This is a genomic window from Mycobacterium sp. NBC_00419 (genome assembly GCF_036023875.1).
In the GTDB taxonomy this organism is placed as follows: Bacteria; Actinomycetota; Actinomycetes; order Mycobacteriales; family Mycobacteriaceae; genus Mycobacterium.
Genome location: NZ_CP107931.1, coordinates 3,375,192 through 3,401,190 on the forward strand (window position 1 = coordinate 3,375,192; position 25,999 = coordinate 3,401,190).

Sequence of the window (25,999 nt, forward strand, 5' to 3'; positions counted from 1 at the left end):
AAACCTCGACAAGCTTTTCTAGAAGAAACGGAGGTGTCGTGGACTCTTTCAACCCGACCACCAAGACCCAGGCGGCACTGACCGCCGCGTTGCAGGCTGCCAGTGCGGCCGGCAACCCGGAGATCAGGCCCGCCCATCTGCTGATGGCGCTGCTCACGCAGGCCGACGGCATTGCCGCGCCGCTGCTCGAGGCAGTCGGCGTCAGTCCGGCGACGGTCCGCACCGAGGATCAGCGCCTGATCGACCGGCTGCCCACGAGCAGTGGTGCGACCTCGCAGCCTCAGCTCTCGCGTGAGTCGCTGGCCGCGATCACCGCTGCCCAGCAGCTGGCCACCGAGATGGACGACGAGTACGTTTCGACCGAGCATCTGATGGTCGGCCTCGCCACCGGCGACTCTGACGTCGCCAAGCTGCTCACTGGACAGGGCGCCTCTCCGCAGGCCCTGCGCGAGGCGTTCGTCAAGGTGCGCGGCAGCGCCCGGGTCACCAGCCCGGATCCCGAGGCGAGCTACCAGGCGCTGGAGAAGTACTCCACCGACTTGACCGCACGGGCCCGTGAAGGCGAGCTCGACCCGGTTATCGGGCGCGACAACGAGATTCGTCGCGTCATCCAGGTGCTGTCTCGCCGCACCAAGAACAACCCGGTGCTCATCGGTGAGCCCGGCGTCGGCAAGACCGCGATCGTCGAAGGCCTGGCCCAGCGCATCGTGGCAGGCGACGTTCCGGAAAGCCTGCGGGACAAGACCGTCGTATCTCTGGATATGGGGTCGATGGTCGCCGGTGCGAAGTACCGCGGTGAATTCGAGGAGCGGCTCAAGGCCGTGCTCGACGACATCAAGAACTCGGCCGGGCAGATCATCACCTTCATCGACGAGTTGCACACCATCGTGGGTGCCGGCGCGACCGGCGAAGGCGCGATGGACGCCGGCAACATGATCAAGCCGATGCTGGCCCGTGGCGAACTCCGGATGGTCGGTGCCACCACTCTCGAGGAGTACCGCAAGTACATCGAGAAGGACGCCGCCCTGGAGCGTCGTTTCCAGCAGGTGCTGGTGGGCGAACCCTCGGTGGAAGACACCGTCGGCATCCTGCGCGGCCTCAAGGACCGCTACGAGGTGCACCACGGCGTCCGGATCACCGACTCCGCGCTGGTGGCGGCCGCGACACTGTCCGACCGCTACATCACCTCACGCTTCCTGCCGGACAAGGCCATCGACCTGGTCGACGAGGCCGGATCGCGGCTGCGGATGGAGATCGACTCACGCCCCGTCGAGATCGACGAAGTCGAACGCCTGGTGCGCCGGCTCGAGATCGAGGAGATGGCGCTGGCCAAGGAAGAGGACGCGGCTTCCAAGGAACGCCTGGAGAAGCTGCGTGCTGAACTGGCCGACCAGAAGGAGAAGCTGGCCGAGCTGACGACGAGGTGGCAGAACGAGAAGAACGCCATCGACATCGTCCGCGACCTCAAGGAGGAGCTCGACCACCTGCGCGGTGAATCCGAGCGGGCCGAGCGCGACGGCGATCTGGCCAAGGCCGCCGAGCTGCGTTACGGCCGTATCCCGGAGGTGGAGAAGAAGCTCGACGCCGCGCTGCCCCAGGCAGAGGCCCAGGCCAACGTCATGCTCAAGGAAGAGGTCGGTCCCGACGACATCGCTGATGTGGTGGCGGCATGGACCGGCATCCCCGCCGGACGGCTGCTCGAAGGTGAGACCGCCAAGCTGCTGCGGATGGAGGACGAACTCGGCAAGCGAGTCGTCGGCCAGAAGAAGGCGGTGCAGGCGGTGTCGGACGCGGTCCGGCGCAGCCGGGCCGGCGTGGCCGACCCCAACCGGCCGACAGGTTCGTTCCTGTTCCTGGGCCCGACCGGTGTCGGCAAGACCGAGCTGGCCAAGGCGCTGGCCGACTTCCTCTTCGACGATGAGCGGGCGATGGTCCGCATCGACATGAGCGAGTACGGCGAGAAGCACTCGGTGGCCCGGCTCGTCGGTGCCCCACCCGGGTACATCGGTTATGACCAGGGCGGTCAGCTCACCGAGGCGGTGCGTCGCCGGCCGTACACGGTCGTGCTGTTCGACGAGGTCGAGAAGGCTCACCCGGACGTGTTCGACGTGCTGCTGCAGGTTCTCGACGAGGGCAGGCTGACCGACGGTCAGGGCCGCACGGTCGACTTCCGTAACACCATCCTCATCCTGACCTCGAATCTCGGTTCGGGTGGCAGCGAGGAGCAGGTGATGGCGGCGGTGCGGGCGGCGTTCAAGCCCGAGTTCATCAACCGGCTCGACGATGTGCTGATCTTCGAGGGCCTCAAGCCCGACGAGCTGGTGCAGATCGTCGACATCCAGCTGGCCCAGCTGCAGAAGCGGCTCTCCCAGCGTCGCCTCGAGCTCGAGGTATCGCTGGAGGCCAAGAAGTGGCTGGCCGACCGCGGGTTCGACCCGGTCTACGGCGCTCGTCCGCTGCGGCGGCTGGTGCAGCAGGCCATCGGTGACCAGCTGGCGAAGCTGCTGCTCGCCGGTGATGTGCACGACGGTGACGTGGTGCCGGTCGACGTGTCGCCGGACGGCGAATCGCTGATTCTGGGCTGACGTCCTTGGTCGAGCAGACGCAAACTCGCACTGGCGGAGCCAGAATTATGCGAGTTTGCGTCCGCTCGCGCAGCAGGGGTGTTCGGCCGCAGGTGTGATCCGGTTGTGACCTGGTGAGATTCTCCGTAGAGGCCCGCGAGCAGATACGCTAGGGCTAATGGTTCCGTTCTGGTTCACGCTGTCCGCGCTCTGCTTCGTAGGCGCGGCGGTGCTGCTATACATCGACCTCGGCCGACGCCGCGGCCTCGGCCGGCGTCGCAAGTCCTGGGCCCGCTCCCACGGCTTCGACTACGAGCCCGAGTCCAGCGAGATCGTCAGCCGCTGGACCCGTGGCGTGATGTCGACGGTCGGTGAGGTCACTGCCCGCAACGTGGTCCTCGGCCAGATCCGCGGCGAAGCTGTGTACATCTTCGATCTGGAGGACGTCGCGACGGTCATCGCCTTGCACCGCAAGGTCGGCACCAACGTCGTGATGGATCTGCGGCTCAAGGGCATCGCCGAGCCGCGCGAGAACGACATCTGGCTGCTCGGCGCCATCGGCCCGCGGATGGTGTACTCCACCAACCTCGACGCCGCCCGTCGCGCCTGCGACCGTCGGATGGTCACCTTCGCCCACACCGCACCCGACTGTGCGGAAATCATGTGGAACGAACAGAACTGGACGTTGGTGTCCATGCCGATCACCTCGAGCCGCGCCCAGTGGGACGAGGGCTTGCGCACCGTGCGGCAGTTCAACGATCTGTTGCGCGTGCTGCCGCCGCTGCCCCAGCAGGGTGTGCTCGCCCAGTCGGCGGGCCGGCGCAACGCGTCCCCGGGTCGGCCGCTGGCACCGGCAGGTCGCCGTGAGCTGCCGACCGGCCGCAGCGACGCGCCGCCCCCGTTGCGTCCGCAGCAGCCGCGCGGCTCAAGCCAGGCCGGCACGCAAGCCCCCAATTACCAGCGCTGACCTTTTCGATAGGGTCACGTCGTGTCCCGTCCCGTCGCCCTCGTCACCGGGCCCACGTCAGGCCTTGGCGCCGGCTACGCCCGCCGCTATGCCCGTGATGGGTACAACCTGGTCCTCGTCGCCCGCAACGCGGAGCGGCTCGAGGACCTCGCCGCCGAACTCCGCGCCGCCCACGGTGTCGATGTCGAGGTGCTGGCCGCCGACCTCAGCGTGGCAGCCGACCGGGCCGCGGTGGCTGACCGGCTTGCCGCCGGGGTTGCCGTGCTGGTCAACAATGCCGGCTTCGGCACCTCGGGTGAGTTCTGGACCGCCGATCCCGCGGCATTGCAGGCACAGCTCGACGTCAACGTGACTGCGGTGATGCAGCTGACCAGAGCCGCGCTGCCGTCGATGCTGGCCGCCGGTTCCGGCACGGTCATCAACATCTCCAGTGTGGCCGGACTGCTGTCGGGTCGCGGCTCGACCTATTCGGCGTCCAAGGCGTGGGTGGTCTCGTTCAGCGAGGGGTTGGCCAACGGCTTGGGCGGTACCGGCGTGAGCATTCACGCGGTGTGCCCGGGCTTCGTACGCACCGAATTCCATCAGCGCGCCGGCATCGACATGAAGTCGATCCCGAACATCATGTGGCTCAACGTCGACGACGTGGTCGCCGAAAGCCTGGCCGATGTGGCCAAGGGCAAAGTCATCAGCGTTCCCGGTCTGCAGTACAAGGTGCTGACAACCGGTGGACGCCTCGTTCCGCGCGGGCTGGTCCGCGCGCTCACCAAGGGATTTGGACGTGGCCGTGACCGCACCTGAACTGTCTTCCGATCAACGCGACGAACTCGCCCGACTGGTGCGGGAGCTGTCGGTGGTCTTCGGCCGGGTCACCCTGTCCTCGGGTAAAGAGGCCGACTACTACGTCGACCTGCGCCGGGCGACTCTGCATCACCAGGCCGCGCCGCTCATCGGCCGGCTCATGCGCGAGCTCACTGCCGACTGGGACTACGCCGCGGTCGGTGGACTGACGATGGGTGCCGACCCGGTGGCCGGCGCCGTCATGCATGCACCTGGCAGACCCATCGATGCCTTCGTCGTGCGTAAGTCGGCGAAAGCCCATGGGCTGCAACGACAGATCGAGGGTGCCGACGTGGTGGGTAAGCGGGTGCTCGTCGTGGAGGACACCAGCACCACCGGAGGCTCGGCCCTGGCGGCGGTGCATGCGGTCCGTGACGCGGGTGCCACGGTGGTGGGTGTAGCGACCGTGGTCGACCGGGCGACCGGGGCCGCCGAGGCGATCGAAGCCGAGGGCGTGCCCTACCGCAGCATCCTCGGGCTGGCCGATCTCGGTCTGGCCTGAGTCGGGATAACCCGGGTCATGGAGCGGCGACAGCAGGGGCGGTCTGACCAGTCACCGCTGGAAACCCTTCAGCAGATGCCTGCGCTGGTGGTGCTCGAGCGTCTGCCGGTGCCGGTTCTCGCCGTCGGGGAAGACGGGACGATTCTGTTCGCCAACGCGGCATTCGGTGCAATGGTCGGGTTTCCGGTTCACGACGTGCTCGCGATGAAGTTCGACGACATCTTCGGCAGCGTGCCGGACGCGTCGGTGGTCTCCGTTGTTCGCGCATACGCCGACCTGCTGGTGGAACTGCGACATGCGGACGGCTCGACGGTGCGCGCGAAGCTCAGCAGATCGGCACTGCTGCGTGGCGACGACCCGGTGGCGCTGGCGACTTTTCAGGACCTCACCGAGCAACTCTGGGAAGACGAGAAGTAGACGTCAGCCCTGCTGGGGTTCGCCCGGGTGGAACCGCACCGATTCCCTGGCGAGGTACTGCTGGAAGTACGCCAGCGACTCCTCGGCAGCGATCGAGGGCAGCAACAGCTGCCAGGACCACAGCAACCGCACCAGCATGTCGGAGCCCGCGTTGAGGGCAGCGGACAACTGTTCGACGCCCAGCAGCACCGCGATGATCGTCGCGGCGACGACGTCAGGGTCGGCTCCGTCCCTCAGATCGCCTTCCTCGGCGGCTTTGTGGGCCTGCCCGGAAACGACTGCGCTCCAGTCTCGGTAGGTTTGTGCACCCGCGCCGCTGAACTGGCCGAGGGCACGCGCCAGTTGGCGGCCGATGCGGGCCAGCTTGTCGTTGGCGATGAGGCCGAGCACGACGAACGACCCGTGCACCATGTTCTCCAGCGCCGGTGACGATGAGCCGGCGATCTCCCGGAAGGTTCCGATCACCCGCTCGGTGGCCTCCTCGATGATGGCTGCGGCCAGCGACTCCTTGGAGTCGAAGTGGTAGTAGAGCGCACCTTTGGTGATGTCGGCTCGTCCGATGATGTCACCGAGACCTGTTGCAGCGAAGCCGATTTCATCGAAGAGATCAACGGCGGCGTCGATGATCTTGGCGCGGGTGACCTCCGCTCTAGCTTGACGGCCCATCGTTGTGGGTCCTCCAGTTCTTCAAAGCATGGACGGTCCGGCGCGCGATGAACTGGCTGAAGTAGTCGATCCGGTCCGGTGCGGCGAACCCCGGCAGGATGAGCTTCCAGTTCGTCTCCATGTTGCGCAGGAACTGCTCGGCATTGTTCAGTTCGGTGGTCAGCCTGGTTCCGGTGTACATCGAGATGATCAGGCGGGCGACGTCTTCGGGATCACGGCCTTCGGCGATGTCGCCTTCGTTGACGGCGCGGGCCACCGCCGTGGCCATCCCCTTGACCCACTCGTCGAGGCGTTTGGCCTGCACACCTTCGATACGGCCGACCGAGTCCATCAGGTTCAGTCCGGCCCGGCCGACCTCGGTCGTGTAGTCCTGGGCCGCGACCAGGTAGACGATGTCGACGATCGTCTCCAGCCCGGAGAGCTTGCGGCCCATGATCTCCCTGATCGAGCCGCGGGTCATGCAGGTGCGTTCGTCGATGATGGCCTCAGCCAGGGCGTGCTTGGACCGGAAATGGAAGTACATCGCGCCTTTGGTGACCTCGGCGTTGGTCAGGATGTCATCGAGGCTCACCGAGCTGTAGGCCTTGTCGGCGAACTCCCGGCACGCGGCGCGCATGATCTGCGTGCGCGTCGTGTCGGTCGCCTTGTCGCCCAGCTGCATGACCAAATGAATCCATTTCATCCGTGCCCCCGCGACTGTCGATTATGCAGCACCGCTGACGCACAACCCGTTTCTTAGGGTGTTTCCCGACGGATCAAAGTAGAACATGGCTGTCGTAGAACTCGAGGTCATGCAGGCCGCAGGAAACCAGCGGAAAAGTATGGAAGAATCGCACGATGCGTACTCTCGGTTCAGGGTCCGAAGGTGGCTACTCGAGGCTGGCGGCGATGACTGCTGACGATGATGTTGAACCGTTCTCCAACTTGTACTGGGATGACGTCGTCGACGTCGTCTGCGCCGGAAGCGGTCCAGGCGTGTTGGCCCACGCGATTCTGTGCGCCGATCTCGGCCTCAGCGTCGCCTTCGCCGACGCAGTATCGCCGTCCGACCTCTCCGATGAGGACACGCTGGGGTATCTGCAGGCGATGATCGACGACCTCGGAACCCTGACCCGGGTCCCGGGGAACCTGGAGGTGCCGTTGGTCCGCGCGGAGCCCGAACCTCCGCCGGTCATCCCGAAGAAGGGCAAGCACGCCGCCATCGCGCCGTTTGTCGGCTCCCGACTGCGGGACTGGGCGGCCCAGTGCGCGGTGTCCCCGTTCGGGGTGATCTACAGCGGCGTGCCGGACGGCATGACCCCGATGCGCAGCGAGTCCGGCACCGCGATTGGTGCGGCTGTGCTCGGGAGCTATCGGCCCGACGCCGACCGGCCCGGCCCGGCCTTGGCGGCCTGGCTGGCCGATCAGGCCCGCGAGCGTGACATCGAAAGCGACGGAACGGGCATACAGCGGTTGGTCTTCGAGGACGGGCGGGTGGCCGGAGCGGCCATCGAGGGTCCCTCCGGGGTCAGGCTGGTGCGGGCGCTGGACGGCGTCGCGCTGTCGATTGGGCCCGCCCCCGGCGGTGCCGAGTGGCCCGCCCAACCCGAACTGCGCGACATCGAGGTAGAGGTTGCCATCGTCAGCCGTGCGGCCAGCCGCTTCGGCCGGGTGGAACTGCTCCAGCAGCGCTGATCAGCGCCCTTTGGGGGCGTTGAAGTCCACCGAGACAAACTTCTTGGCGAACAGCTCGGCCATCGCGTCGGCGGGCAGCGGGCGCGACAGCAGGAAACCCTGGGCGCGATAGCAGCCGTGCTGCAGCAGGGTCAACGCCGCAGTTTCGTGTTCCACACCCTCGGCAACCAACTCCAGCTCGAAGGCTTCCGCGAGCGCGATGACCGCGCGGACGATCGCCAGATCGCCGGGGTTCGACCCCAGGTCCAACACGAAGCTCTTGTCGATCTTGAGGGTGTCGACCGGCAGGGACTTGAGGTGGGTCAGCACGCTGTAGCCGGTGCCGAAGTCGTCGATCGCGACCTGCACTCCGACTTCCTTGAGCCCGGCAAGTGTGGTCCGCGTGGTCTCGATGTCTTGCACCACAACACTTTCGGTGATCTCCAGGCACACCGACTTGCCGTCGAGCCCGAACTCCTCGATGGCATCCCGCACCGACTCGACGAATCCGTCCGTGACGAGCTGTACCGGTGAGACGTTGAGTCGCAGCGTCGCGTTCTCGCCGATGCCCTGGGCATGCCAGCGGCTGAACTGTTCGCACGCAGTGCGCATGACCCAGCGGCCCAATTCGCCTGCCAGGTTGATGGATTCGGCGACGTGGATGAACGAGTCCGGGAGCAACAGTCCCCGGGTCGGGTGCTGCCAGCGCACCAGAGCCTCGGTCGCCAGTACCTCACCGGTGCGCATGTCGACTTCGGGCAGGTAGTGCAGTATCAGCGAACCGGTCTCGATGACGCCCTGCAGGTGCAATTCGATGTCGTTGCGGAACTCGCTGCTCAGCGACATCTCGTCGGTGAAGACCGCGATCTTGTTGCCGCCGGCATTTTTGGCGTTGAGCACCGCCTGATCGGCACGGCGTAGCAGATCTGAGGTGGTGTCCCGTCCTGGTGATCCCAGTGCGACGCCGATACTGACTGTGCGGGTGAGCATTTCGCCACCGATCGCCACCCGCTCACGCAGCAGCGCTTGCAGCCGGTACGCCAGCGACTCGGCCTCAGCGGCACCCATCGGAGCGGCAGGAACCACCACGAACTCGTCGCCACCGAGGCGTGCGATCACGTCGGCTTCGTTGGTCTCTTCCCGCAGCCGCTCGGCGAAGGTCCGAATGAACCAGTCACCGGCGTGGTGGCCGAGATAGTCGTTGATGGCCTTGAGCCGGTCGAGATCGAGGAACAGCGCCGACACCGGGCCCGGCTTGCCGGTGCGCAGGCGCTCGTCCAAATGCGCCAGCAACGCCCGGCGGTTACTGAGGCCGGTCAGGTCGTCGTGCTCGGCGAGGTAGCGCAGCTGGTCTTCGGCGACCACACGTGCCTGCACCTGGGCGAACAGCGATGCAATCGCCCGGAGCGCGTTGAGTTCTTCCGGCGACCAGTCCTTGATGCCGAACTTGATGAATCCCAGCGCCCCGGTGGTGACGTCGCCGGACAACAGCGGCACCGAGGCCAGCGAGGGCAGCGCGTAGCCGGCCTCCGCGACGCGGCGCTGGTAGTCCTCGGCCTCTTCTTCCACCGGCTCGGGGGAGAAGAACACCGGTTCCTTGGCATGCTCAGCAGCCGCGAAGATCGGGTCCGCGTCGGCGAAATAGACCACTCCGAGCGGATCCGGATCCGGAACTTCGGGCCGCGGCGGCCACTCGGCGACCAGCTTGGTGGCGCGGATCGAATGGTCGTTGTAGCGAAGGAAACTGACATCGACGCCGAAGGTCGCCACCAGTTCGGCGAGCACATCACGACTGACTTCCGCCGACGTGGCCGAGGTCGCCGCCATCAACTGGGTGGCGACCTCGGTGACGAGATTGTCGAGGCGGTGCGGCACGTTCATCGAGTCTGTTCGCCATCCAGTGGCCGGCGCCGACTCCGCACAGAGGGCTTGGGAGCGTGGATGAATCGCAGTACCAGGGCCTGGCCTTCGGTCGGCTCGGTGCCGGTCAGGTCGCGGAACTGCTGTCGCAGGGAGCGCAACGCCGGCACGTGGTCGGCCGCGAGCTCGGCCAGGTCGCCGTCGTCGTGGGCGTAGAGGAAAACCGGTGACACCGGCTGGATCCCGATACCGTGCTGCTCGGCTGCGATCCACACCGCTTCCACGGCCGCGCCGCCGCGCGCATAGTCGGTGAGGGTGTGTCCGGACATCGTGACCACGCCGAGGGCTGAGCTGCTGTGGACCCGCTTGGACACGTCGTCGCCGAGGGCCGTGCCCGCATCCCAGGCGGCCAGCCGCGCCATCACGTCGCCGCGGCGCAGGATGTCGAGGGTGGCGATATCGGCCGGCTCGAGTTCGAGTCCGCGGATGTCGAGTCCGTCGCTGGTGTCCTCGTCGGGCCAGCGCAGCTCGGAGATCATCTCGGCGTGCAGGCGGCGCTCGAGATAGCGGATCCGATCGGTGGCGGCGAGAATCTCGGCGGCGCGTTCGATGTCGGCGCGCTCGGTCAGCAGCCGGAGGACACCGCCCTGGGCCTGTGCCGCACCCTTGAGCGCCGCCACAGTCGCTGCGTCCAACGGTGTCGGTGTGCCGCGGTGCCGGTTGGTCTCCCGGCCGAGCATCGGGCCGTACAGCGCCGCCAGCGCGTCGTCCCGGCCGTCGGCCAGCTGGATCGTGGCCCGCAGTGGAACCGCCCCGGTGCCCTCGGTGAAGGTGACCGGGCCCAGCGCGCCGCGCGAGGCAGCCACCACCCGGGCGTTGAACATCGAGGCGCCGATGGCCACCGCACTGCCCCGATAGGCGACGTCCATCGTCGAGGTGTACTTCGTTGCCATCTCGACGGTCACCGAATCATTCTGAGCCACAATGTGCCACGGCTGCATGTTGCCCCCCGACGGGGCGCGTTGCACCGCGGCGGCGACAGCAACCGGCACCGGCTCCAGACTGTGGTCACGGCCAGGTGCGGCGTCGGCGGGCGGGACCGTTGGCGGCTGCGGAGGTTCGGCCAGATCGTCGAGGGCGCGGGCGACGTCGATGCGCACCCGCCCCGATGGCAACGGCTCGCCGAGACCGATCCTGCGGACCGCCTCGGCCACGCTGGCCGCCCCGACTGCGATGTCGCCGGCCACCTGCGGCCACGTCGACAGGGTGCGGCCGACTTCGACAAGTGATGCCGCCCCGCGGTCGGACAGGCGTGCGGCGTCGACGATCCGCAGCACGTGTGGAACCTTGTCGCTGCTGCTCAGCCCGGCCAGATCGGCAGTGCTCACCGCACCGAGGAGCCCGTGCAGGATGGGCCGCGCGGGGTCCTGGTCGTAGCGCTCCACGTCGATCAGCCCACGGTCACTGCTGGCCATCAGCACCGGGATGCCGCGGGCGCGGGCGGCCTCGCGCACGGCCGCCTTGATGTCCAGGGAGTCACACTCCTCGACCACGATGTCGAGGCCGTCGAGAAACGTGTCGATCGAGTCCGGGGTGATCCCGGCGGTCGAGACGCTGACGGGTAGGTAGGGGTCGAGTTCGGCGATCCGGCGGGCGGCGACGACGGCTTTATTGACGCCGATGTCGAATACCGTTGCGGGAACTCGATTTAGGTTCGACAGCTCCAGGGTGTCGAAGTCGGCCAGACGCAGCTCGCCGCACAGTCCCTGCGCGGCCAGGGTGTGCGCGATCGCATGGCCCACCGACAGTCCGATCACGCCGAGACGCAGGGTGGCCAGTCGGTCCTGTTCGTCGCTGGTGATCATGTTGCGGTTGCGGTCCAGCCGCAGCCGGCGAAACGCCCGCGGACCGGGTATCGCGATAACCGCCCGCCGCCACGGGTAGTAGGCCCAGCGTGTCGGCTCGGTGAGAAGGCTCGAATCGGGTGTCGGACGCAGCGCCCGCAGAGCGTCCGCAAATTCGGCGGTCCGGTCGACGAATTCGATGGTTGCGTCAGACCGCAGCCGATCCAGCTCGGCGGTGTGGTGGGGTTCGTCGCTGTGCAGGAATTGTGCGCTGTGGGCGTCCGCGCCGATATCGGCGGAGACGTCGAAACTCACATGCCACTCCCGTACTGCATGCCGAAGCCGCTGAACTCGTCGGACAGCGCGGCCAGCATGCGCATTTCCTTGACGATCTTCGCCAGCTGCTTTGGCGCGGCGTGGTTGGCGAACGTGCGCCGATCCCAGAACATCAACTTGGTGCGGTAGCGGTCACTCGGGTAGGCGGCGGCGGGCACCTTGCTCGCCACGACACCACCGGATGAGCTCCACCGATCGAGCACGTGTGCCGCGGCAGTGGCCATGATGAACTGCGCTCCGAGCAACGACATTGTGGGGAACGCGGTCCGTGCGAAGGTGTTGGTCAACGAACCGGCCCGCTCCGGGTCGTCGGACACCCACGCGGACTTCATCTCGACCACGCCGAACGGCAGTCGGTCGGTGATCATCTTGCGGACCATATCCTGGCCGGGCTGTCCTTCCCATTCGACGATGGCGTGCGACTCGTCGGCATCGAAGTACGGACCCTTGGCGCGCAGGCCGCCCACCACCCGACCGTCGGCGTCCAGCGCGGTGTAGAACAGCGTGGTGTCGCGGCCGTCGCTGAAAGAATCCAGGTCCAGGGCAGCTTCCACACCGTGCTTCTGGTAGTTGCGCTGTGCTCCCTGCAGGTAGTCTTGCCAGAGAGTGGGTTCGCTGTCGGGCTGAGCCAGCACGATGGTGCACCCCGTGTCCTCGTCCTGCCAGCTAATCGTTTCAGGCAGTTGGTACAGGGTTTCCTCATGAACGGCCAGCACGGAAGTGTTCATCGTTTCCCATCCATCAGACGGCTTGCGTACGGGGTTGCCGCAGGTCACGCCACGGTTGTGTAATCCCCAGTTATGGGATTACGCAACTATTAGTATCTCGCTCAAAGGTGCCAAGACTCCAGCCGTCAGCCCGAAAAACATTGCCTACTGGGCAGTAGGGTTTACCTCCGATGGCAAACCCACACTGGCGAAACCCGGAACTTGATGTCCGGAATCGACAATGACCGAGGTCACAGGTGGTGGGGTCGGATTCCGGTCGCGAGACCCTACACTTTCGATCGGCGCGAGGGAGAGTGTCGTTACCGGCGGGTTGGGTGGTCTTCGACACGTTCAAAGCGGGGTTGACGGGCCACAACGGCCCTCGGATGGCCCGTCGGGAAGGCCGATTGCGACGCGTCTGATGGCGTTGCGAGAGGGTGCCGGAGCGGTCCGGGACGCAGCGTTTCCGAACCGCGCAGAACCGATTTTCGACGCATCCGCGACGAGCTTGCCCAGCAAACTTTCGGTCGGTGGCGTTTCGCCTCGGGCCGGGCGGTGGGTGGGCCATCTCAGCGGCCCGGGTCGGTAGCCAATGCGCGAAGCGCTGAAGCTCACTGTGTCGCCGGGCGCCCCGGGTGCGGGGCGGGGCGGCAGCGAGGCGCATAGGGTGCTCGAGTGTCCCATCGTGCCCGCCGCCGCCGTGTGGATCACCCGTGACTGATACCGGTCCCACCGAATGGACCACGGGGGCGCCCGGTGTCGGGCCGTGGCCCGCAGACCCGCCCGACGATCCGCGGTATGACCCACAGTTGTTGCGCGACGGCGACGCCCGCAACGTCGTCGACGCCTACCGATACTGGACCCGGGACGCGATCATCGCCGACATCGACCGTCGCAGGCACCGGCTGCACGTGGCGATCGAGAATTTCGGCAACGACGCGAACATCGGCGCCGTCGTCCGTACCGCCAACGCATTCGCCGTCGACTCCGTGCACATCGTCGGACGTCGGCGCTGGAATCGCCGTGGCGCCATGGTCACCGACCGCTACCAACGCCTGACCCACCACGACAGCACCGAGGCGCTGTTGGGTTTCGCGGCCGAAGCCGGGCTGACCGTGATCGCCGTGGACAACATCCCCGGCGCCGTTCCGCTGGAAACGACTGCGCTGCCACAAGATTGCCTGCTGGTGTTCGGCCAGGAGGGGCCCGGCATCTCGGCGGCGGCGCACACCGGCGCCGCACTGACGGTGTCGATCGCCCAGTTCGGTTCCACCCGCAGCATCAATGCCGCGGTTGCGGCGGGAATCGCCATGCACGCCTGGATCAGGCAGTGGGCCGACCTTTCCCGCGCTTGGTAGGGCAGGATTGCAGACCATGGACCAGCTGTGGGCGAACCGGGCGGCCAGCGCCGAGGCCGCCATCGCGAAGCGACACCTCAAACGACTGTGGCAGCTTCCCGGCACCCAGCTCGGTGTGGTCGGCTGGCCGCCCACCCGCCGTGACTCGTCCTACGGCACATGGCACTACTGGTGGCAGGCACATCTGCTGGACTGCCTGGTCGACGCGCAGGCCCGCGACCCGCAGCCGCAGCGGCTGACCAGTATCGCCCGGCAGATCCGCGGGCACCGAATCCGCAACAACGGCCGCTGGACCAACAGCTACTACGACGACATGGCGTGGCTGGCGCTGGCATTGGAGCGTGCCGGCCGGCTCGCCGGCGTCGATCGTGAGCGTGCTCTCAAGACTCTCTCGGAGCAGTTCGTGAAATCCTGGGTCCCCGAGGACGGCGGCGGAATCCCATGGCGCAAGCAGGATCAGTTCTTCAATGCGCCCGCCAACGGTCCGGCCGGAATCTTCCTGGCCCGCCACGGCGACCGGCTGCGTCGTGCTCAGCAGATGGCCGACTGGATCGACGAGACGTTGATCGACCCCGAGACCCATCTGGTGTTCGACGGCATCAAGGCGGGCTCGCTGGTGCGCGCCCAGTACACCTACTGCCAGGGTGTGGTGCTGGGCCTGGAAACCGAACTGGCGGTGCGGACCGCCGACGCGCGGCATCCCGCGCGGGTGCGGCGACTGGTCGCCGCCATCGATGCGCACATGGCGCCGGGCGGCGTAATCAAGGGTGCGGGCGGCGGAGACGGCGGCCTGTTCTCCGGCATCACCGCCCGGTACCTGGCTTTGACGGCGACTGACCTGCCGGGTGACGCGGCCGAGGATGTTGCGGCGCGCGACACCGCCCGCAGGATCGTGCAGGCCTCGGCACAAGCGGCCTGGGACAACCGCCAGACCGTCGACGGGCTGCCGCTGTTCGGCGCCTTCTGGGACCAGACGGCCGAGGTTCCCGCGGCCGGTGGCTCCGAAGCACAGTTCATCGAGGGCGCGGTGCACTCGTCAGCGATGCCGGAGCGCGACCTGTCCGTGCAGCTGTCAGGATGGATGCTGATGGAGGCCGCACACACGGTGTCCCTGTGAGGGCAATTCGAGTCGGTCGTGACCCGACCGCCAAACGCTTCGGCGAGAATGCCGCGGCAGCTTTGCTACTGGCCTTCACGCTGGCCGCGGTGTTGTGGGCGAATTCCCCCTGGGCGCATACCTATTCGGAGTTCTGGGAAACCTCTGTCGGGCTGAGCGTCGGCAATATGCACGCCGAGCTGACCGTCAAGGAACTGGTCAACGACGGCCTGATGGCGTTCTTCTTCTTCATCGTCGGCCTGGAGGTCAAGGCGCAGTTCACCATTGGTGAGCTCACCGAGCGGTCTCGCGCGCTGGTTCCGGTGGTGGCCGCACTCGCCGGGCTGACGTTGCCCGCGTTGATCTTCCTGCTGTTCAACCCCTCCGGCGACGATGCCCGCGCGTGGGGTGTGGTCATCTCGACCGACACTGCGTTCCTGGTCGGCGCGTTGGCGATCATCGCCCCGAAGTACCCGGCGCGGCTGCGGACATTCCTGCTGACGCTGGCGGTCGTCGACGATGTCGGTGCCCTGGTGGCGATCGCGCTGTTCTACTCCGACAAGATCAGGGTCGTTCCCCTCCTGATCGCGGTGGTCCTGCTGGCCGGACTGGTCGGTGTGCGGTATCTGCCCGCGGCGGCCCGCGGGCTGGGCTATTCCATCCTGGGCGTCGGGCTGTGGCTGGCGCTGTTCGCCGGTGGAGTCCACCCGACGCTGGCCGGAGTTGCTGTCGCACTTCTCATCCCGGTGTTCACCCCGGAGCGCCAGCGGGTCGAGGCGGCCGTCGAGGTGATCCAGGCGTTCCGGCAGTCGCCCAACTCGCAGTACGCCCGGGCCGCCACCCGCAGCCTGCGCGACTCCATCTCGATCAACGAGCGACTCGTGACCGCCTTCGGCCCGTATGTGTCGTTCGGCGTACTGCCGGTCTTCGCGCTGGCGAATGCCGGTGTCCACCTGGACTCCGCGACGATCGCCGAGGCCGTCGGTTCCCCGCTGACCTGGGGTGTGGTCGTCGGCCTGGTGGCCGGCAAGCTGATCGGTATCACCGGCGCCACCTGGTTGGTCCAGCGCTCCGGCCTCGGCCGGTTGGCGCCGGGTCTGACCTTGCGACGGGTGGCCGGCGGCGCCGCACTCTCCGGTATCGGTTTCACCATCGCGCTGTTCATCGTTGACATCGCCATCAAGGATCCGAGGTCCCAGGATCTAGCCCGGGTCGGTGTGCTGTTCGCGTCGGTGTTGGCATTCACGTTGGGCTGGGCCATTTTTCGGCTCACCGATCGGCTCAGCCCGCCGGTTCCGGTGGGGCTCAAGCTGGTGCGCGACGTCGACCCCGAGCGCGATCACATCCGTGGCCGCGCCGAGGCACCCTTGACGCTGGTCGAGTACGGCGACTTCGAGTGCCCGTTCTGCAGCCGGGCGACCGGTTCGATCGATGAGGTTCGGGCACACTTCGGCGACGAATTGCGGTACGTGTGGCGCCATTTGCCGTTGGAACGGGTGCACCCGCGATCACTGGATGCCGCGCGCGCCAGCGAAGCGGCCGCGTTGCAGGGCAAGTTCTTCGAGATGGGCGCGACGATGTTCGAGTTCCAGGACTTCCTGGAATGGCAGCACATCTATCGCTACGCCGACCAGGTGGGCTGCGACATCGCACAGTTCGACGACGACCTGCACTCGGCCAGGGTGCTGCACCGCGTCGAGGATGACGCTCAGGACGCCGAGGTGATGGACCTCAACGGGACGCCGACGTTCTTCGTCAACGGGATCAGGCACCGCGGACCCTACGATTCGGCCAGCTTGATCCGTGCGCTGGAGGCCACCAGACCTCGCTGAGTTCGTATTTCCCGAGTGCGTCACAGAGCCACAGTTCGGCCCGTATGCTCCAGCGCAAGACCGGTCCGTGTGGCCGATAACCCGTGGAGCACCGACATGCCGCGAGCGGCACCGAAGTCGTGGTGGTACGCCGCGGCGGTGACGCTGGGACTCGGTGCGGCGGTCCTGGTGGCCGGTCAGGGGGCCGCTTCAGCCGACGTGGACTCCGCGTCGAGTTCGTCGGTCAGCACCGCATCGCATTCGCCGGGTCCGTCCGGCAGAGCCACCGCTGCGACCGCGCGTACCCGGCGCACCGCGGCTGCGCCGTCCGCAGCGGTCGCGCCGTCCACCCGGCCACCGGTCGTCACGGTTGGCACCCGCAGAGCCTCGTCGGCGACGGTGGCCACCGCCATCCGCACAACGACGATTACCGTCGGCCGACCGGCCCAGCGGGCCAGCGGGATCACGCCCAGCGATGTCTCCGAGGTTGTCGACTGGGTCGCCAGCTGGCACGTGCCTGCCGGCGGCGTCGTCACCGTCGCGCCGCCCTTACCCGCCGACACCGCCCACACGCCGTACGGCGACATCGGGAAGTGGATGCTGCGTCCGGACAACGCGGTTGCCGACTGGGGCGGTGTGAAGCACGGATGCAAGACGCTCTACGAGCCGATCAACATCGTCATCGTCGATTCGACGTCGACCACGGTGGCGCAGTCCACCCAGCGGCTCAATGCGGCCATGGCCGCCGCAGGGTTCCCCAGTATGTCGATCCACAGCACCGGTTTCACCGGACTGATCGACGGGGTCATCTACACCCAGCAGCCCTCGACCACGCTGGGCGCCTATTCAGACGGAAACTTCCTGCTGCCCAACAACCATGGCCGGGTCTTCGGCCCCGCTCCACTGTCAGGCGGGACGGGTTTCGTGTGGACGGCGTCGTTCAGTCGTGAGCAGGTCGGGCTGTATCACTTTGTCCCCAGACACCTGTACGTGTCGTTTCACATCGCGCGTGAGGCGCTGCGGGCCGGCCTGATCCGCGCCGGAGGCAGCGATCTGGGTCTGGTGAACCTGGGCAACACATACTCCAGCCAGGCGGCGAGCACCGGTGATCACGACGGCTATGCCGCCGTGATCAGGCTCGCGTGATCACTACCGCCGCGGTGCCCATCCCCGCAATTCCGCTGAGAATTCAGCACTTCGCTTAGGTTTCGCCGACCCCGCAGGTGCCGGTTCTGGAACCCGTCGCCTACGTTTGATGCCGTGCAGGACGTCCTCGCGGAACTCGTCGCGATCTGGCGATCCGGCGAAACCGCCGGCTTGGCCACCGTCGTGCGCACTTTCCGTTCGGCGCCAAGGCAGCCCGGTGCCGCGATGGTGGTGGCGCCCGATGGCTCGGTCGCCGGGTCGGTGTCGGGCGGCTGCGTGGAGGGTGCGGTCTACGAGAGCGCCGTCGAGGTCGTCGAGACCGGAGTCCCGCGCCTCGAGCGCTACGGGGTCAGCGACGACGACGCCTTCGCCGCCGGTCTCACGTGCGGCGGAGTCCTCGACATCTTTGTGGAACCGTTGTCTCGCAATACTTTCCCCCACATCGATCGCCTCGTCGAGGCGATCAACGGTCATCGCCCCGTCGCGGTCGCGACTGTGATCACCCACGACGACGCCGCACGCATCGGCCAGCGGCTGGTCATCGAGCCCGAGCGGGTCGAAGGGACCCTGGGGTCCGCGCGGGCCGACGACGCGGTGACCGACGATGCTCGCGGCCTGCTGGCCGCCGGGCGCAGCGAGGTGCTGACATACGGCCCGGACGGTCAGCGTCGCGGTGAGGGCATGGAGGTGTTCGTAGCCAGCCATGCGCCACGCCCGCGGATGCTCGTTTTCGGCGCCATCGACTTCGCCGCAGCAGTGGCTCAACAGGGTTCGTTCCTCGGCTATCGGGTCACCGTGTGCGACGCCCGACCCGTCTTCGCGACCAGCGCGCGTTTCCCCACCGCCGACGAGGTGGTCGTGGACTGGCCGCACCGATACCTGGCGGCGCAGGTCGACGCCGCAGCGATCGATGCCCGCACGGTCATCTGTGTGCTCACCCACGACGCCAAATTCGATGTCCCACTGCTGGACGTGGCGCTGCGCCTCGACGTGGGCTACATCGGGGCGATGGGCTCGCGCCGCACCCATGACGACCGGCTCGCCCGGCTGCGCGAGGCGGGCCTGACCGACGCCGAGCTGAGCCGGCTGGCCAGCCCGATCGGACTGGATCTCGGCGCGCGCACACCACAGGAGACAGCGGTGTCGATCGCTGCGGAGATCATCTCCCGGCAGTGGGGTGGCGGCGGGCGTCCACTGTCAGATATCGCCGGCCGGATTCACCACGACGACGACACCACCGATGAGGAGAACCCATGAAGATCGCCAACGAATTCACCGTCAGCGTCCCGATCGCGAAGGCCTGGGCCGTGCTCAGCGATATGGAGCAGGTGGTTCCGTTGATGCCCGGCGCGCAGTTGGTGGGCCGTGAGGGCGACGACTTCATCGGCAAGGTCAAGGTCAAGGTGGGTCCGGTCACCAGTGAGTTCAACGGCAAGGCGCACTTCCTGGAACGTGACGACGTCGCGCACCGCGCGCTGATCGACGGGCGCGGCAAGGAGGCCCGGGGGACGGGCAATGCCGCAGCGGTAGTCACCCTGCAGTTGCACGAGGCGGGTCAGAACACCCGCGTCAGCGTCGACACCGATCTCAAGATCGTCGGGAAGCTGGCCCAGTTCGGCAGCAGCATGCTCCAGCAGGTCTCGGAGAAACTGCTGGGACAGTTCGTCGACGCGCTGGAGGCCAAGCTCGGCGAGGGTGACGCGCCCGCCGAACCGGTTGTCGAACCCGCCGCTACGTCGGTCGCCGAGCCGACGCCCCGTCTGACCCCGGCCCCGGAGCCGGAGCCCATCGACCTGCTCGAGCTGGCAGGCGGCACCGCCGCGACGAAGTACGCCGCAGCGGGCGTCGCCGCGCTGGCCCTGCTCATCCTCGTCGTGATTTTGCGCCGGCGACACCGGGGGTGACCTGACTGCTACTGCGGGGTGTCGACGCTGCGGCCGCGCAATTCTGTTGCCGCGCTGATGGATTCAGCGAGGACACCCCGGGGCGTCAGCCGTTGGTGGAGTGCGCCTTGTCCTGGGGTGTGGCAACCATGAGCGGGCCGGTCTCCGAGCCGTCCATCGCCGCCTTGTAGCTGCCCTGGGTGCCGTCGCTGTCGATGGCCGCGCCGTCGTGGCCGCTGTCGCCGTCCTGAATCGTCAGCGTGGTCGTCGGGCTACCCGCGAAAGCCACTGCGGTGCCGCCGAAGAGCGTCGCCAAGCCAATACCCGCTGCGACTGCCGATGCCTTGAGAATGAGCTTCATGGAACCTGTGTCCTTTCGTACAGATTCCGAAAAGGTAGACGCGGTCCCTGGCAGAACTGCTGGCCATTTCCTGGGAGCTGGCTGGACGCGGTGGGGTCGCCTTCGTCCGGGCGGCGTCGGTTGAGGCCGGTTACGGCTCGGTGACCGGGTCCGTCGCGTCGGTTGCCGTGCCGGCCGCCTTGCGGCGCCGATACCACTCCCACACCATCGGCGCGATCGAGGCGACCGCGATCAGGATGAAGATCGGCTCGATCAGCTTCTGGATGATCTCGAACTGGCCGAGGCCATAGCCGAGCAATGTCAGGCCGATACCCCACAAAAGCGCGCCGATGATGTTGTACAGCGTGAAGACGGCGTACTTCATCTTGGCCGCGCCCGCCGTGATCGGGGCCAGGGTGCGCACGATCGGGACGAAACGGGCGAGCACGATCGCGAACGGCCCGCGCTGCTCGAAGAATAGGTGGGCTTCGTCGAGGTAGCGCTGTTTGAGGATCCGCGCGTTCGGCTTGAACATCGCCGTACCGAGAAAGCGGCCGATGAAATAGCCGACCTGGCCGCCGAGAATGGCGGCGATCGGGATGAACACCAGCAGCTGCCACAACTGAAAGTTGGCGTCCACGGCGGCGCCGCGCGCGGCGGTTCCGGCGGCGAGCATGCCCGCCACGAAGAGCAGGGTGTCACCCGGCAGCACCGGGAACAGCACCCCGGACTCGACGAAGACGACGACCAGAATGCCGACCAGAGCCCAGGCGCCGAACTGCTCGATCAGTTTGATCGGGTCGAGGAAATCCGGCATGAGGGCCAGGGTGGTGATGGTCACGACGCCCAAGGGTACCGGTGGCGCCCGAGCGCCCTGTGCCAGCCGACCGGCTTCTTGTCATACTGACTCCGTTGCGCCGAACTTGCCGAGAGGAAGTGCCATGCCCATCGCCACCCCCGAGGTCTACGCGGAGATGCTGGCTCGCGCCAAGGAGCACTCCTTTGCGTTCCCAGCGATCAACTGTGTGGGCTCGGAGAGCATCAACGCCGCCATCAAGGGCTTCGCCGACGCAGGCAGTGACGGGATCATCCAGTTCTCGACCGGCGGCGCCGAGTTCGGCTCCGGTCTGGGGGTCAAGGACATGGTCACCGGTGCGGTGGCGCTGGCCGAGTTCGCGCATGTGATCGCGGCGAAGTACCCGATCACCGTCGCCCTGCACACCGACCACTGCCCCAAGGACAAGCTCGACACCTACGTACGCCCGCTGCTGGCCATCTCGGCCGAGCGGGTCGCCAAGGGCAACGATCCGCTGTTCCAGTCGCACATGTGGGACGGGTCGGCCGTGCCGATCACAGAGAACCTGGCGATCGCCCAGGAACTGCTGAAGCAGGCTGCTGCCGCCAGAATCATCCTCGAGGTGGAGATCGGCGTGGTCGGCGGTGAAGAGGACGGTGTGGAAGCCGAGATCAACGAGAAGCTCTACACCAGCTCTGAGGACTTCGAGGCGACCATCGACGCCCTCGGTGCAGGTGAGCACGGCCAGTACCTGCTGGCCGCGACCTTCGGCAACGTCCATGGCGTCTACAAGCCGGGCAATGTGGTGCTCAAGCCCGAGGTGCTCGCCGAGGGCCAGCGGGTGGCGTCGGCCAAGCTGGGCCTGGCGGAGGGCTCCAAGCCGTTCGACTTCGTCTTCCACGGCGGCTCGGGCTCGCTGAAGTCCGAGATCGAGGACGCACTGAAGTACGGCGTGGTGAAAATGAACGTCGACACCGACACCCAGTACGCGTTCACCCGGCCGCTGGCCGGCCACATGTTCGCCAACTACGACGGCGTGCTCAAGATCGACGGCGAGGTGGGCAACAAAAAGGTCTACGACCCGCGCAGCTACCTCAAGAAGGCCGAGGCGGGCATGTCCGAGCGCGTGGTCGAGGCCTGCAACGACCTGCACAGCGCCGGGCGTTCGGTCTCCGCGGGCTGACTGCCCACATCACTAGGAGGTCTGGCAGATCTTCCACTGGTTGTCGCGGAACTGCAGGTCGAAGCTGCGGATTGAGCGGGTCGCGGGGTCGAACGCCATGAACGAGGTGACGTTGGCCTCGGCGTGCTCGCCGTTGACCACCACCTCGTCGATGCTGGCCACCACCGGGTACTGACGGGCGGCAGCCACCCGCGCGTGGGTGTCGGTCCAGGCCCGGTCGTCGTAGTTGACGTAGCTGTCCCGGGTCGGCCCGCAGGTGATGGTGCGCAGCGTCGCCAGGTCACCGCTCTGGACGGCGGTGTCGAAGTTCTCGATGGTGGTGCGCACGAGCTCTTCCTGGGACACCTTGGGCGCGTTGCTCCGGGTGAACAGGATGACGGCCAGGATCGCCACGGCCGCCAGCACCGCGATGCCGGCGATGACCGCGATCACCACACCCCAGCTGCGCCGCCGCGTCAGCGGCGCCCGCGGCAGGATCTGCTGCGGGCCGGTGCGGACCGGTGGCTCGGCAACGGGGAAGACCTCGGTCGGGGTCGAGATGATCTCGGTCTCGGGGTCCGGTGGCGGGCGGTCGATGATCTGCGTCGAGCCGGCATCGAAACCTGGTGCGGTGTAACGACGTTCAGGGTTGGGGTCGGCCGCCGTGAACACCTCTGTGGTGCCCTCGGTGTCCTGAGGCGGCTGACCGCCGTGGTCTTCGGCGCCGGGTTCGTCGGCGTCGTGGTCGGGCCCGGGCGGGTTCGACATGGCGTGCTGCGGTCCTCCTCGAGTGCTGGTGCTCTTGACCCTATCGGTTGGGTGGTCCCACCGGGCCGCGGCGGCACGGCACAATGGTCCGATGACGTCATTTGGGGATCTGCTCGGGCCCGCGCCAGTCTTGTTGCCCGGTGATATCGAGGCCGAAGCCGAACTGGAGGCCGGCGAGAACCCGGCGATCGTGGCGGCGGCTCACCCGACGGCCTCGGTGGCGTGGGCGTGCCTGGCCGAGGACGCGCTGGCCGACGACAAGGCGATCACCGCCTACGCCTACGCGCGGACCGGATACCACCGTGGTCTGGACCAGCTGCGCCGCAACGGCTGGAAGGGATTCGGTCCCGTCCCGTTCCATCACGAACCCAACCGCGGTTTCTTGCGCTGTGTGGCCGCACTCGCACGCGCGGCCGACACCATCGGCGAAACCGACGAGTTCGCCCGCTGCCTGGACCTGCTTGACGATTGCGACCCGGCAGCCCGTCCGGCACTCGGTCTGGTCTAGCGGTCCAGCACTCCGCGCCCATATTCACCTCTGGGCGCGGAACTGCGAGATGACCGCTACCTTTCGTCGATTTCGGCGAGGTGGCCCAGCGATCGGTGAAGCTCGATGACCTGGTCTGCAATGAAGGGCGGGGGATCGCCGGGCTCGGGCGTCACCTCGCCACCGCGCACCGCGGCCGCCAGTTCACGCAGGGCCAGGACGTCCGGTTGAACCGAACGTCCGCCGAACAGTGACCGGCCGAAGTCGACGCCATCGGACCGGTGTTCAACGGTCCAGCAGGCCGCGATTGTGCGGTACGCCAACTGTTCACTCGCGGTGACCGCCGGCAACAGTTGTTCGGCGATCGCCCGGTTGCGTGGTGCGCCGGCCGCGGCGGCCTCGTCAGCTTCCATCAATCCGATCGCCGCGATCTGCAGATCTCGGCGGGCCGCACGGGCCGCGAGACCGGCGGTGTCGCCGGCGGCGATGTAGGGGAAGACCTCGGCGGCCGCCTCCAGCGTGCGCGCGATCGCATCGATGAGCCGGGTCGACTCCTGCCACCGTGCCGCCACCAAGAAGACCGCCACCCCGACCGCACAACCGATGAGGGTGTCGGTGCCACGCGCCAGCAGCAGATGGCCGATGTCGACGGGGTGGGTTCCCGACGAGATGGTCAACGCTGTCGTGGTGATGAAAACCGTTGCCAATGTGTAGTTTCGGACCACCAATAGCTCGATGACGAGATTCAGCAGCGCCAACAGCAGCACCAGCCACAGGTCGCGAGGATGTAGCGACAGGATCACCCCGGCCAGCCCGAGGCCCACCCATGTGCCCACCAGCCGCTCGGCACCTCGGCGCAACGTCTTGCTGCGGTCGGCGCCCTGATGCAGCACCAGCACTGCAGCCGCCATGGCCCAGTACGCGTGGTCGATCCCCAACGCCATCGCTGCCGCACCGGCCAGCGGAACTCCGACGGCGACCCGTTGCATGATGTGGCGGACATGCGAGCCCGGGCTGACCGCGCGGCGCAACACGGTCACCAGCGGCGGGCTGCCCAGCGGTATCTGGTCAGCCGGCCGGGCCGCGACGGTTTCCGGTGCCAACTGCAGCGCACCGATCCGGCGCGCTGTCTCCGCCGAGTCCGCGGCCGGGGCGAACCCCTGTGCTGCGGCGGCCACCGCGGTGGTGAACAGGACATGCACCGCGTGGTTGGCCGCGCGCAGCCGGTGCAGCACGCTGGTTTTGGAGGCCGCCAACGGCTGGTAGTTGACCAGAACGCTCCAGGACTTGTGCAGCGCGCTGGCCGCGCGGTGGCGGGCTGCCCGTTCCTGCAGGGAGTCAGCCGACTCGATGTAGTCGGCGACGGCCTCGGCTGCCGCCGCGACGGCGGCACGCTCGGGCCTCCGGAACGCGACCAGCGCGCCTGCCATCTGTACCAGCCAGGCCACCGCTCCGCCGGCGAGCACCAGCACCCCGATCGTCCAGGGGGCCAGGTGGGCAGCCGAGACCCCGATACCGGCGGCACACGCCACCACGAACACATAAGCGCCCGGCGGCCCAACGGAGAGCGCATTGCACAGCCACACCGCCATGACCGCGACCAATGACACCGTCATGACACCGGCCCACGGCACCTGAGCAGACCAGTCGCCCACTGCGACGGCCGCGGCAAGTGACACCGCCACCACCGCCAGTTCGATACCGCGGTTGACGTATGGGCGGCCCCCGCCGAAGCGTGAGGTGAACGCGCCCAGGGTGGCGATAAGTCCGGAACCCATCGCCCCCGCGGCCCAGCCGGCCGTAGCGGGGATGGCAGTGCTGATTGCCGCGCGCAGGCCGACGGGCCAGCGCGACGGGACGCTCAACTAGCTACCAGTCCGTCTGACCGGGGCAGTCGTCGGCGCAGCCGGGCGGCTCGACCTGGATGGTCGCATGCGCGAGGCCGCGGGCGGCCAGCACCGCCCGGGCGTCGTCGAGTACCCGGTCGGAATCCCCGCTGCTGGTCAGGTGGGCGGTCGCCATGTCCTTGCCCGGCACCAGCGTCCACACGTGCAGATCGTGCACCTCGGTGACCCCGTCGACCGCTGCCAGCGCTGTGCGCAGTTCGTCGACGTCGATGTGGCGTGGTGAGGATTCGGAGAGAATCCGCAGAGCCGCCCTGGCCAGGGCGATCGCCCTGGGCAACACCCAGAGCGCGACGAAGACCGCGACCACCACGTCGGCATACGGCCAGCTGGTGGTGACCGTGACGATGCCGGCGATCAGCACCCCGACGCTGCCGACGGTGTCGGCCACCACCTCCATGTAGGCGCCTTTGACGGCCAGGCTCTGTTCGGACTGGGACCGCAGCAGGAGCACGACCACCGCGTTGGCGATCAGGCCCGCGATGGCCACCACGATCATCGGCACGCCGGGAACCTCCGGCGCATCACCCAAGCGCTCGAACGCCTCGTAGAGGATGAAGATCGCCAGGCAGATCAGCAGCACCGCATTGGCGACGGCGGTGAACACCTCGGCGCGGTGCCAGCCGTAGGTGCGTGCTGCGGAAGCGGGGCCGTGCTTGGCCAGCAGTACCGCGGTGAGGCCCATGAACATCGCGACCAGGTCGGTCAGCATGTGCCCGGCGTCCGCCAGCAGGGCGATCGATCCGATCATCAGCGCCGTCGTCAGTTCGATGACGAAGAACACGGTCAGGATCGCCGCCGCGATGAGCATCCGGCTCACGCGGGTGTCTGCGCCGTGGCTGTGGTCGTGCCCTGCTCCCATGCCGAGCAATATATGCAAGAAGTTGCATATGTC

Annotated in this window: 24 protein-coding genes; 14 read left to right on the top strand and 10 right to left on the bottom strand. The window is 67.4% G+C overall.

Annotated elements, in window-relative coordinates; genetic code table 11:
- The first annotated feature begins 38 nt into the window (after nt 1–38).
- The 5 genes from clpB (at nt 39) to OG976_RS15980 (ending at nt 5,287) form a co-directional block, all read left to right on the top strand.
- A complete protein-coding gene (clpB, locus tag OG976_RS15960; protein WP_328350477.1) occupies nt 39–2,585 on the top strand; it encodes an ATP-dependent chaperone ClpB in 2,547 nt (848 codons plus the stop codon).
- A gap of 157 nt (nt 2,586–2,742) precedes the next feature.
- Complete coding sequence (gene ttfA, locus OG976_RS15965) at nt 2,743–3,531, top strand: trehalose monomycolate transport factor TtfA (RefSeq protein ID WP_328350479.1); 789 nt, start codon at nt 2,743–2,745, stop codon at nt 3,529–3,531.
- A 21-nt stretch (nt 3,532–3,552) separates the two neighbouring features.
- On the top strand, nt 3,553–4,329 hold the full coding sequence (locus tag OG976_RS15970; protein WP_328350481.1) for an SDR family NAD(P)-dependent oxidoreductase: 777 nt from the start codon (nt 3,553–3,555) through the stop codon (nt 4,327–4,329).
- A gap of 1 nt (nt 4,330) precedes the next feature.
- On the top strand, nt 4,331–4,870 hold the full coding sequence (gene pyrE, locus OG976_RS15975; RefSeq protein WP_328363631.1) for an orotate phosphoribosyltransferase: 540 nt from the start codon (nt 4,331–4,333) through the stop codon (nt 4,868–4,870).
- A gap of 18 nt (nt 4,871–4,888) precedes the next feature.
- The gene (locus OG976_RS15980; RefSeq protein ID WP_328350483.1) at nt 4,889–5,287 is read left to right on the top strand and encodes a PAS domain-containing protein; all 399 of its coding nucleotides are present in this window, start codon (nt 4,889–4,891) and stop codon (nt 5,285–5,287) included.
- A gap of 3 nt (nt 5,288–5,290) precedes the next feature.
- On the opposite strand, the gene OG976_RS15985 is transcribed toward OG976_RS15980, so the two are convergent.
- Together OG976_RS15985 and OG976_RS15990 are read right to left on the bottom strand one after the other, a co-directional pair.
- Nucleotides 5,291–5,953 carry a ScbR family autoregulator-binding transcription factor gene (locus OG976_RS15985; protein ID WP_328350485.1) on the bottom strand — a complete coding sequence of 221 codons (663 nt, stop codon included), beginning with the start codon at nt 5,951–5,953 and terminating at the stop codon, nt 5,291–5,293.
- Nucleotides 5,937–6,635, bottom strand: a complete 699-nt coding sequence (locus OG976_RS15990; protein WP_328350487.1) for a TetR/AcrR family transcriptional regulator — start codon at nt 6,633–6,635, stop codon at nt 5,937–5,939. The genes OG976_RS15985 and OG976_RS15990 overlap by 17 nt, the downstream gene beginning before the upstream one ends.
- A gap of 206 nt (nt 6,636–6,841) precedes the next feature.
- On the opposite strand from OG976_RS15990, the gene OG976_RS15995 reads away from it, so the two are divergent.
- Nucleotides 6,842–7,627 carry a hypothetical protein gene (locus OG976_RS15995; protein WP_328350489.1) on the top strand — a complete coding sequence of 262 codons (786 nt, stop codon included), beginning with the start codon at nt 6,842–6,844 and terminating at the stop codon, nt 7,625–7,627.
- Here the strand turns inward: OG976_RS15995 and OG976_RS16000 are convergent, their stop codons facing one another.
- The 3 genes from OG976_RS16000 to OG976_RS16010 are packed head-to-tail and all read right to left on the bottom strand — an operon-like array spanning nt 7,628 to nt 12,374.
- Complete coding sequence (locus OG976_RS16000; protein WP_442930341.1) at nt 7,628–9,487, bottom strand: putative bifunctional diguanylate cyclase/phosphodiesterase; 1,860 nt, start codon at nt 9,485–9,487, stop codon at nt 7,628–7,630.
- Nucleotides 9,484–11,625 carry an Rv1355c family protein gene (locus OG976_RS16005; RefSeq protein WP_328350493.1) on the bottom strand — a complete coding sequence of 714 codons (2,142 nt, stop codon included), beginning with the start codon at nt 11,623–11,625 and terminating at the stop codon, nt 9,484–9,486. Before OG976_RS16005 ends, OG976_RS16000 begins: the two co-directional genes overlap by 4 nt.
- On the bottom strand, nt 11,622–12,374 hold the full coding sequence (locus tag OG976_RS16010) for a hypothetical protein (protein ID WP_328350495.1): 753 nt from the start codon (nt 12,372–12,374) through the stop codon (nt 11,622–11,624). The genes OG976_RS16005 and OG976_RS16010 overlap by 4 nt, the downstream gene beginning before the upstream one ends.
- A gap of 692 nt (nt 12,375–13,066) precedes the next feature.
- Between OG976_RS16010 and OG976_RS16015 the strand changes: the two genes are divergently transcribed.
- The 6 genes from OG976_RS16015 (at nt 13,067) to OG976_RS16040 (ending at nt 19,668) form a co-directional block, all read left to right on the top strand.
- Nucleotides 13,067–13,711 (top strand): TrmH family RNA methyltransferase, encoded by a 645-nt coding sequence (locus OG976_RS16015; protein WP_328350497.1) that lies wholly within the window; start codon nt 13,067–13,069, stop codon nt 13,709–13,711.
- 16 nt (nt 13,712–13,727) lie between these two features.
- Nucleotides 13,728–14,828, top strand: a complete 1,101-nt coding sequence (locus OG976_RS16020) for a glycoside hydrolase family 76 protein (protein ID WP_328350499.1) — start codon at nt 13,728–13,730, stop codon at nt 14,826–14,828.
- Nucleotides 14,825–16,639, top strand: a complete 1,815-nt coding sequence (nhaA, locus tag OG976_RS16025) for a Na+/H+ antiporter NhaA (RefSeq protein WP_442930342.1) — start codon at nt 14,825–14,827, stop codon at nt 16,637–16,639. The genes OG976_RS16020 and nhaA overlap by 4 nt, the downstream gene beginning before the upstream one ends.
- Nucleotides 16,640–16,735: 96 nt before the next feature.
- Nucleotides 16,736–17,764: a hypothetical protein gene (locus tag OG976_RS16030; RefSeq protein ID WP_328350503.1), complete on the top strand. Its 1,029-nt coding sequence runs from the start codon at nt 16,736–16,738 to the stop codon at nt 17,762–17,764.
- 114 nt (nt 17,765–17,878) lie between these two features.
- Nucleotides 17,879–19,021, top strand: a complete 1,143-nt coding sequence (locus OG976_RS16035) for an XdhC/CoxI family protein (protein ID WP_328350505.1) — start codon at nt 17,879–17,881, stop codon at nt 19,019–19,021.
- Nucleotides 19,018–19,668, top strand: a complete 651-nt coding sequence (locus OG976_RS16040) for an SRPBCC family protein (protein WP_328350507.1) — start codon at nt 19,018–19,020, stop codon at nt 19,666–19,668. The genes OG976_RS16035 and OG976_RS16040 overlap by 4 nt, the downstream gene beginning before the upstream one ends.
- An 85-nt stretch (nt 19,669–19,753) precedes the next feature.
- On the opposite strand, the gene OG976_RS16045 is transcribed toward OG976_RS16040, so the two are convergent.
- Nucleotides 19,754–20,008, bottom strand: coding sequence for a hypothetical protein (locus OG976_RS16045; protein WP_328350509.1), 255 nt, complete (start codon nt 20,006–20,008; stop codon nt 19,754–19,756).
- 130 nt (nt 20,009–20,138) lie between these two features.
- Nucleotides 20,139–20,804, bottom strand: coding sequence for a VTT domain-containing protein (locus OG976_RS16050; RefSeq protein WP_328363634.1), 666 nt, complete (start codon nt 20,802–20,804; stop codon nt 20,139–20,141).
- Between the two features lie 124 nt (nt 20,805–20,928).
- On the opposite strand from OG976_RS16050, the gene fbaA reads away from it, so the two are divergent.
- Nucleotides 20,929–21,966, top strand: coding sequence for a class II fructose-bisphosphate aldolase (fbaA, locus tag OG976_RS16055; RefSeq protein WP_328350511.1), 1,038 nt, complete (start codon nt 20,929–20,931; stop codon nt 21,964–21,966).
- Between the two features lie 12 nt (nt 21,967–21,978).
- Here fbaA and OG976_RS16060 read toward each other — a convergent pair whose 3' ends face one another.
- Complete coding sequence (locus OG976_RS16060; protein ID WP_328350513.1) at nt 21,979–22,713, bottom strand: Rv0361 family membrane protein; 735 nt, start codon at nt 22,711–22,713, stop codon at nt 21,979–21,981.
- Between the two features lie 91 nt (nt 22,714–22,804).
- Between OG976_RS16060 and OG976_RS16065 the strand changes: the two genes are divergently transcribed.
- A complete protein-coding gene (locus tag OG976_RS16065) occupies nt 22,805–23,221 on the top strand; it encodes a DUF3151 domain-containing protein (protein ID WP_167107064.1) in 417 nt (138 codons plus the stop codon).
- Between the two features lie 56 nt (nt 23,222–23,277).
- Here OG976_RS16065 and OG976_RS16070 read toward each other — a convergent pair whose 3' ends face one another.
- Nucleotides 23,278–25,065 carry an FUSC family protein gene (locus OG976_RS16070; RefSeq protein WP_328350519.1) on the bottom strand — a complete coding sequence of 596 codons (1,788 nt, stop codon included), beginning with the start codon at nt 25,063–25,065 and terminating at the stop codon, nt 23,278–23,280.
- A gap of 4 nt (nt 25,066–25,069) precedes the next feature.
- On the bottom strand, nt 25,070–25,966 hold the full coding sequence (locus tag OG976_RS16075) for a cation diffusion facilitator family transporter (protein WP_328350521.1): 897 nt from the start codon (nt 25,964–25,966) through the stop codon (nt 25,070–25,072).
- Nucleotides 25,967–25,999: the final 33 nt, after the last annotated feature.

Excerpts from the sequence above, each read along its gene's own strand:
- ttfA (WP_328350479.1), top strand. The coding sequence starts at position 2,743 with ATGGTTCCGTTCTGGTTCACGCTGTCCGCGCTCTGCTTCGTAGGCGCG.
- OG976_RS15980 (WP_328350483.1), top strand. The coding sequence starts at position 4,889 with ATGGAGCGGCGACAGCAGGGGCGGTCTGACCAGTCACCGCTGGAAACC.
- OG976_RS15985 (WP_328350485.1), bottom strand. The coding sequence starts at position 5,953 with ATGGGCCGTCAAGCTAGAGCGGAGGTCACCCGCGCCAAGATCATCGAC.
- OG976_RS15990 (WP_328350487.1), bottom strand. The coding sequence starts at position 6,635 with ATGAAATGGATTCATTTGGTCATGCAGCTGGGCGACAAGGCGACCGAC.
- OG976_RS15995 (WP_328350489.1), top strand. The coding sequence starts at position 6,842 with ATGACTGCTGACGATGATGTTGAACCGTTCTCCAACTTGTACTGGGAT.
- OG976_RS16000 (WP_442930341.1), bottom strand. The coding sequence starts at position 9,487 with ATGAACGTGCCGCACCGCCTCGACAATCTCGTCACCGAGGTCGCCACC.
- OG976_RS16010 (WP_328350495.1), bottom strand. The coding sequence starts at position 12,374 with ATGAACACTTCCGTGCTGGCCGTTCATGAGGAAACCCTGTACCAACTG.
- OG976_RS16020 (WP_328350499.1), top strand. The coding sequence starts at position 13,728 with ATGGACCAGCTGTGGGCGAACCGGGCGGCCAGCGCCGAGGCCGCCATC.
- OG976_RS16030 (WP_328350503.1), top strand. The coding sequence starts at position 16,736 with ATGCCGCGAGCGGCACCGAAGTCGTGGTGGTACGCCGCGGCGGTGACG.
- OG976_RS16040 (WP_328350507.1), top strand. The coding sequence starts at position 19,018 with ATGAAGATCGCCAACGAATTCACCGTCAGCGTCCCGATCGCGAAGGCC.
- OG976_RS16045 (WP_328350509.1), bottom strand. The coding sequence starts at position 20,008 with ATGAAGCTCATTCTCAAGGCATCGGCAGTCGCAGCGGGTATTGGCTTG.
- OG976_RS16050 (WP_328363634.1), bottom strand. The coding sequence starts at position 20,804 with ATGCCGGATTTCCTCGACCCGATCAAACTGATCGAGCAGTTCGGCGCC.
- fbaA (WP_328350511.1), top strand. The coding sequence starts at position 20,929 with ATGCCCATCGCCACCCCCGAGGTCTACGCGGAGATGCTGGCTCGCGCC.
- OG976_RS16060 (WP_328350513.1), bottom strand. The coding sequence starts at position 22,713 with ATGTCGAACCCGCCCGGGCCCGACCACGACGCCGACGAACCCGGCGCC.
- OG976_RS16065 (WP_167107064.1), top strand. The coding sequence starts at position 22,805 with ATGACGTCATTTGGGGATCTGCTCGGGCCCGCGCCAGTCTTGTTGCCC.
- OG976_RS16075 (WP_328350521.1), bottom strand. The coding sequence starts at position 25,966 with ATGGGAGCAGGGCACGACCACAGCCACGGCGCAGACACCCGCGTGAGC.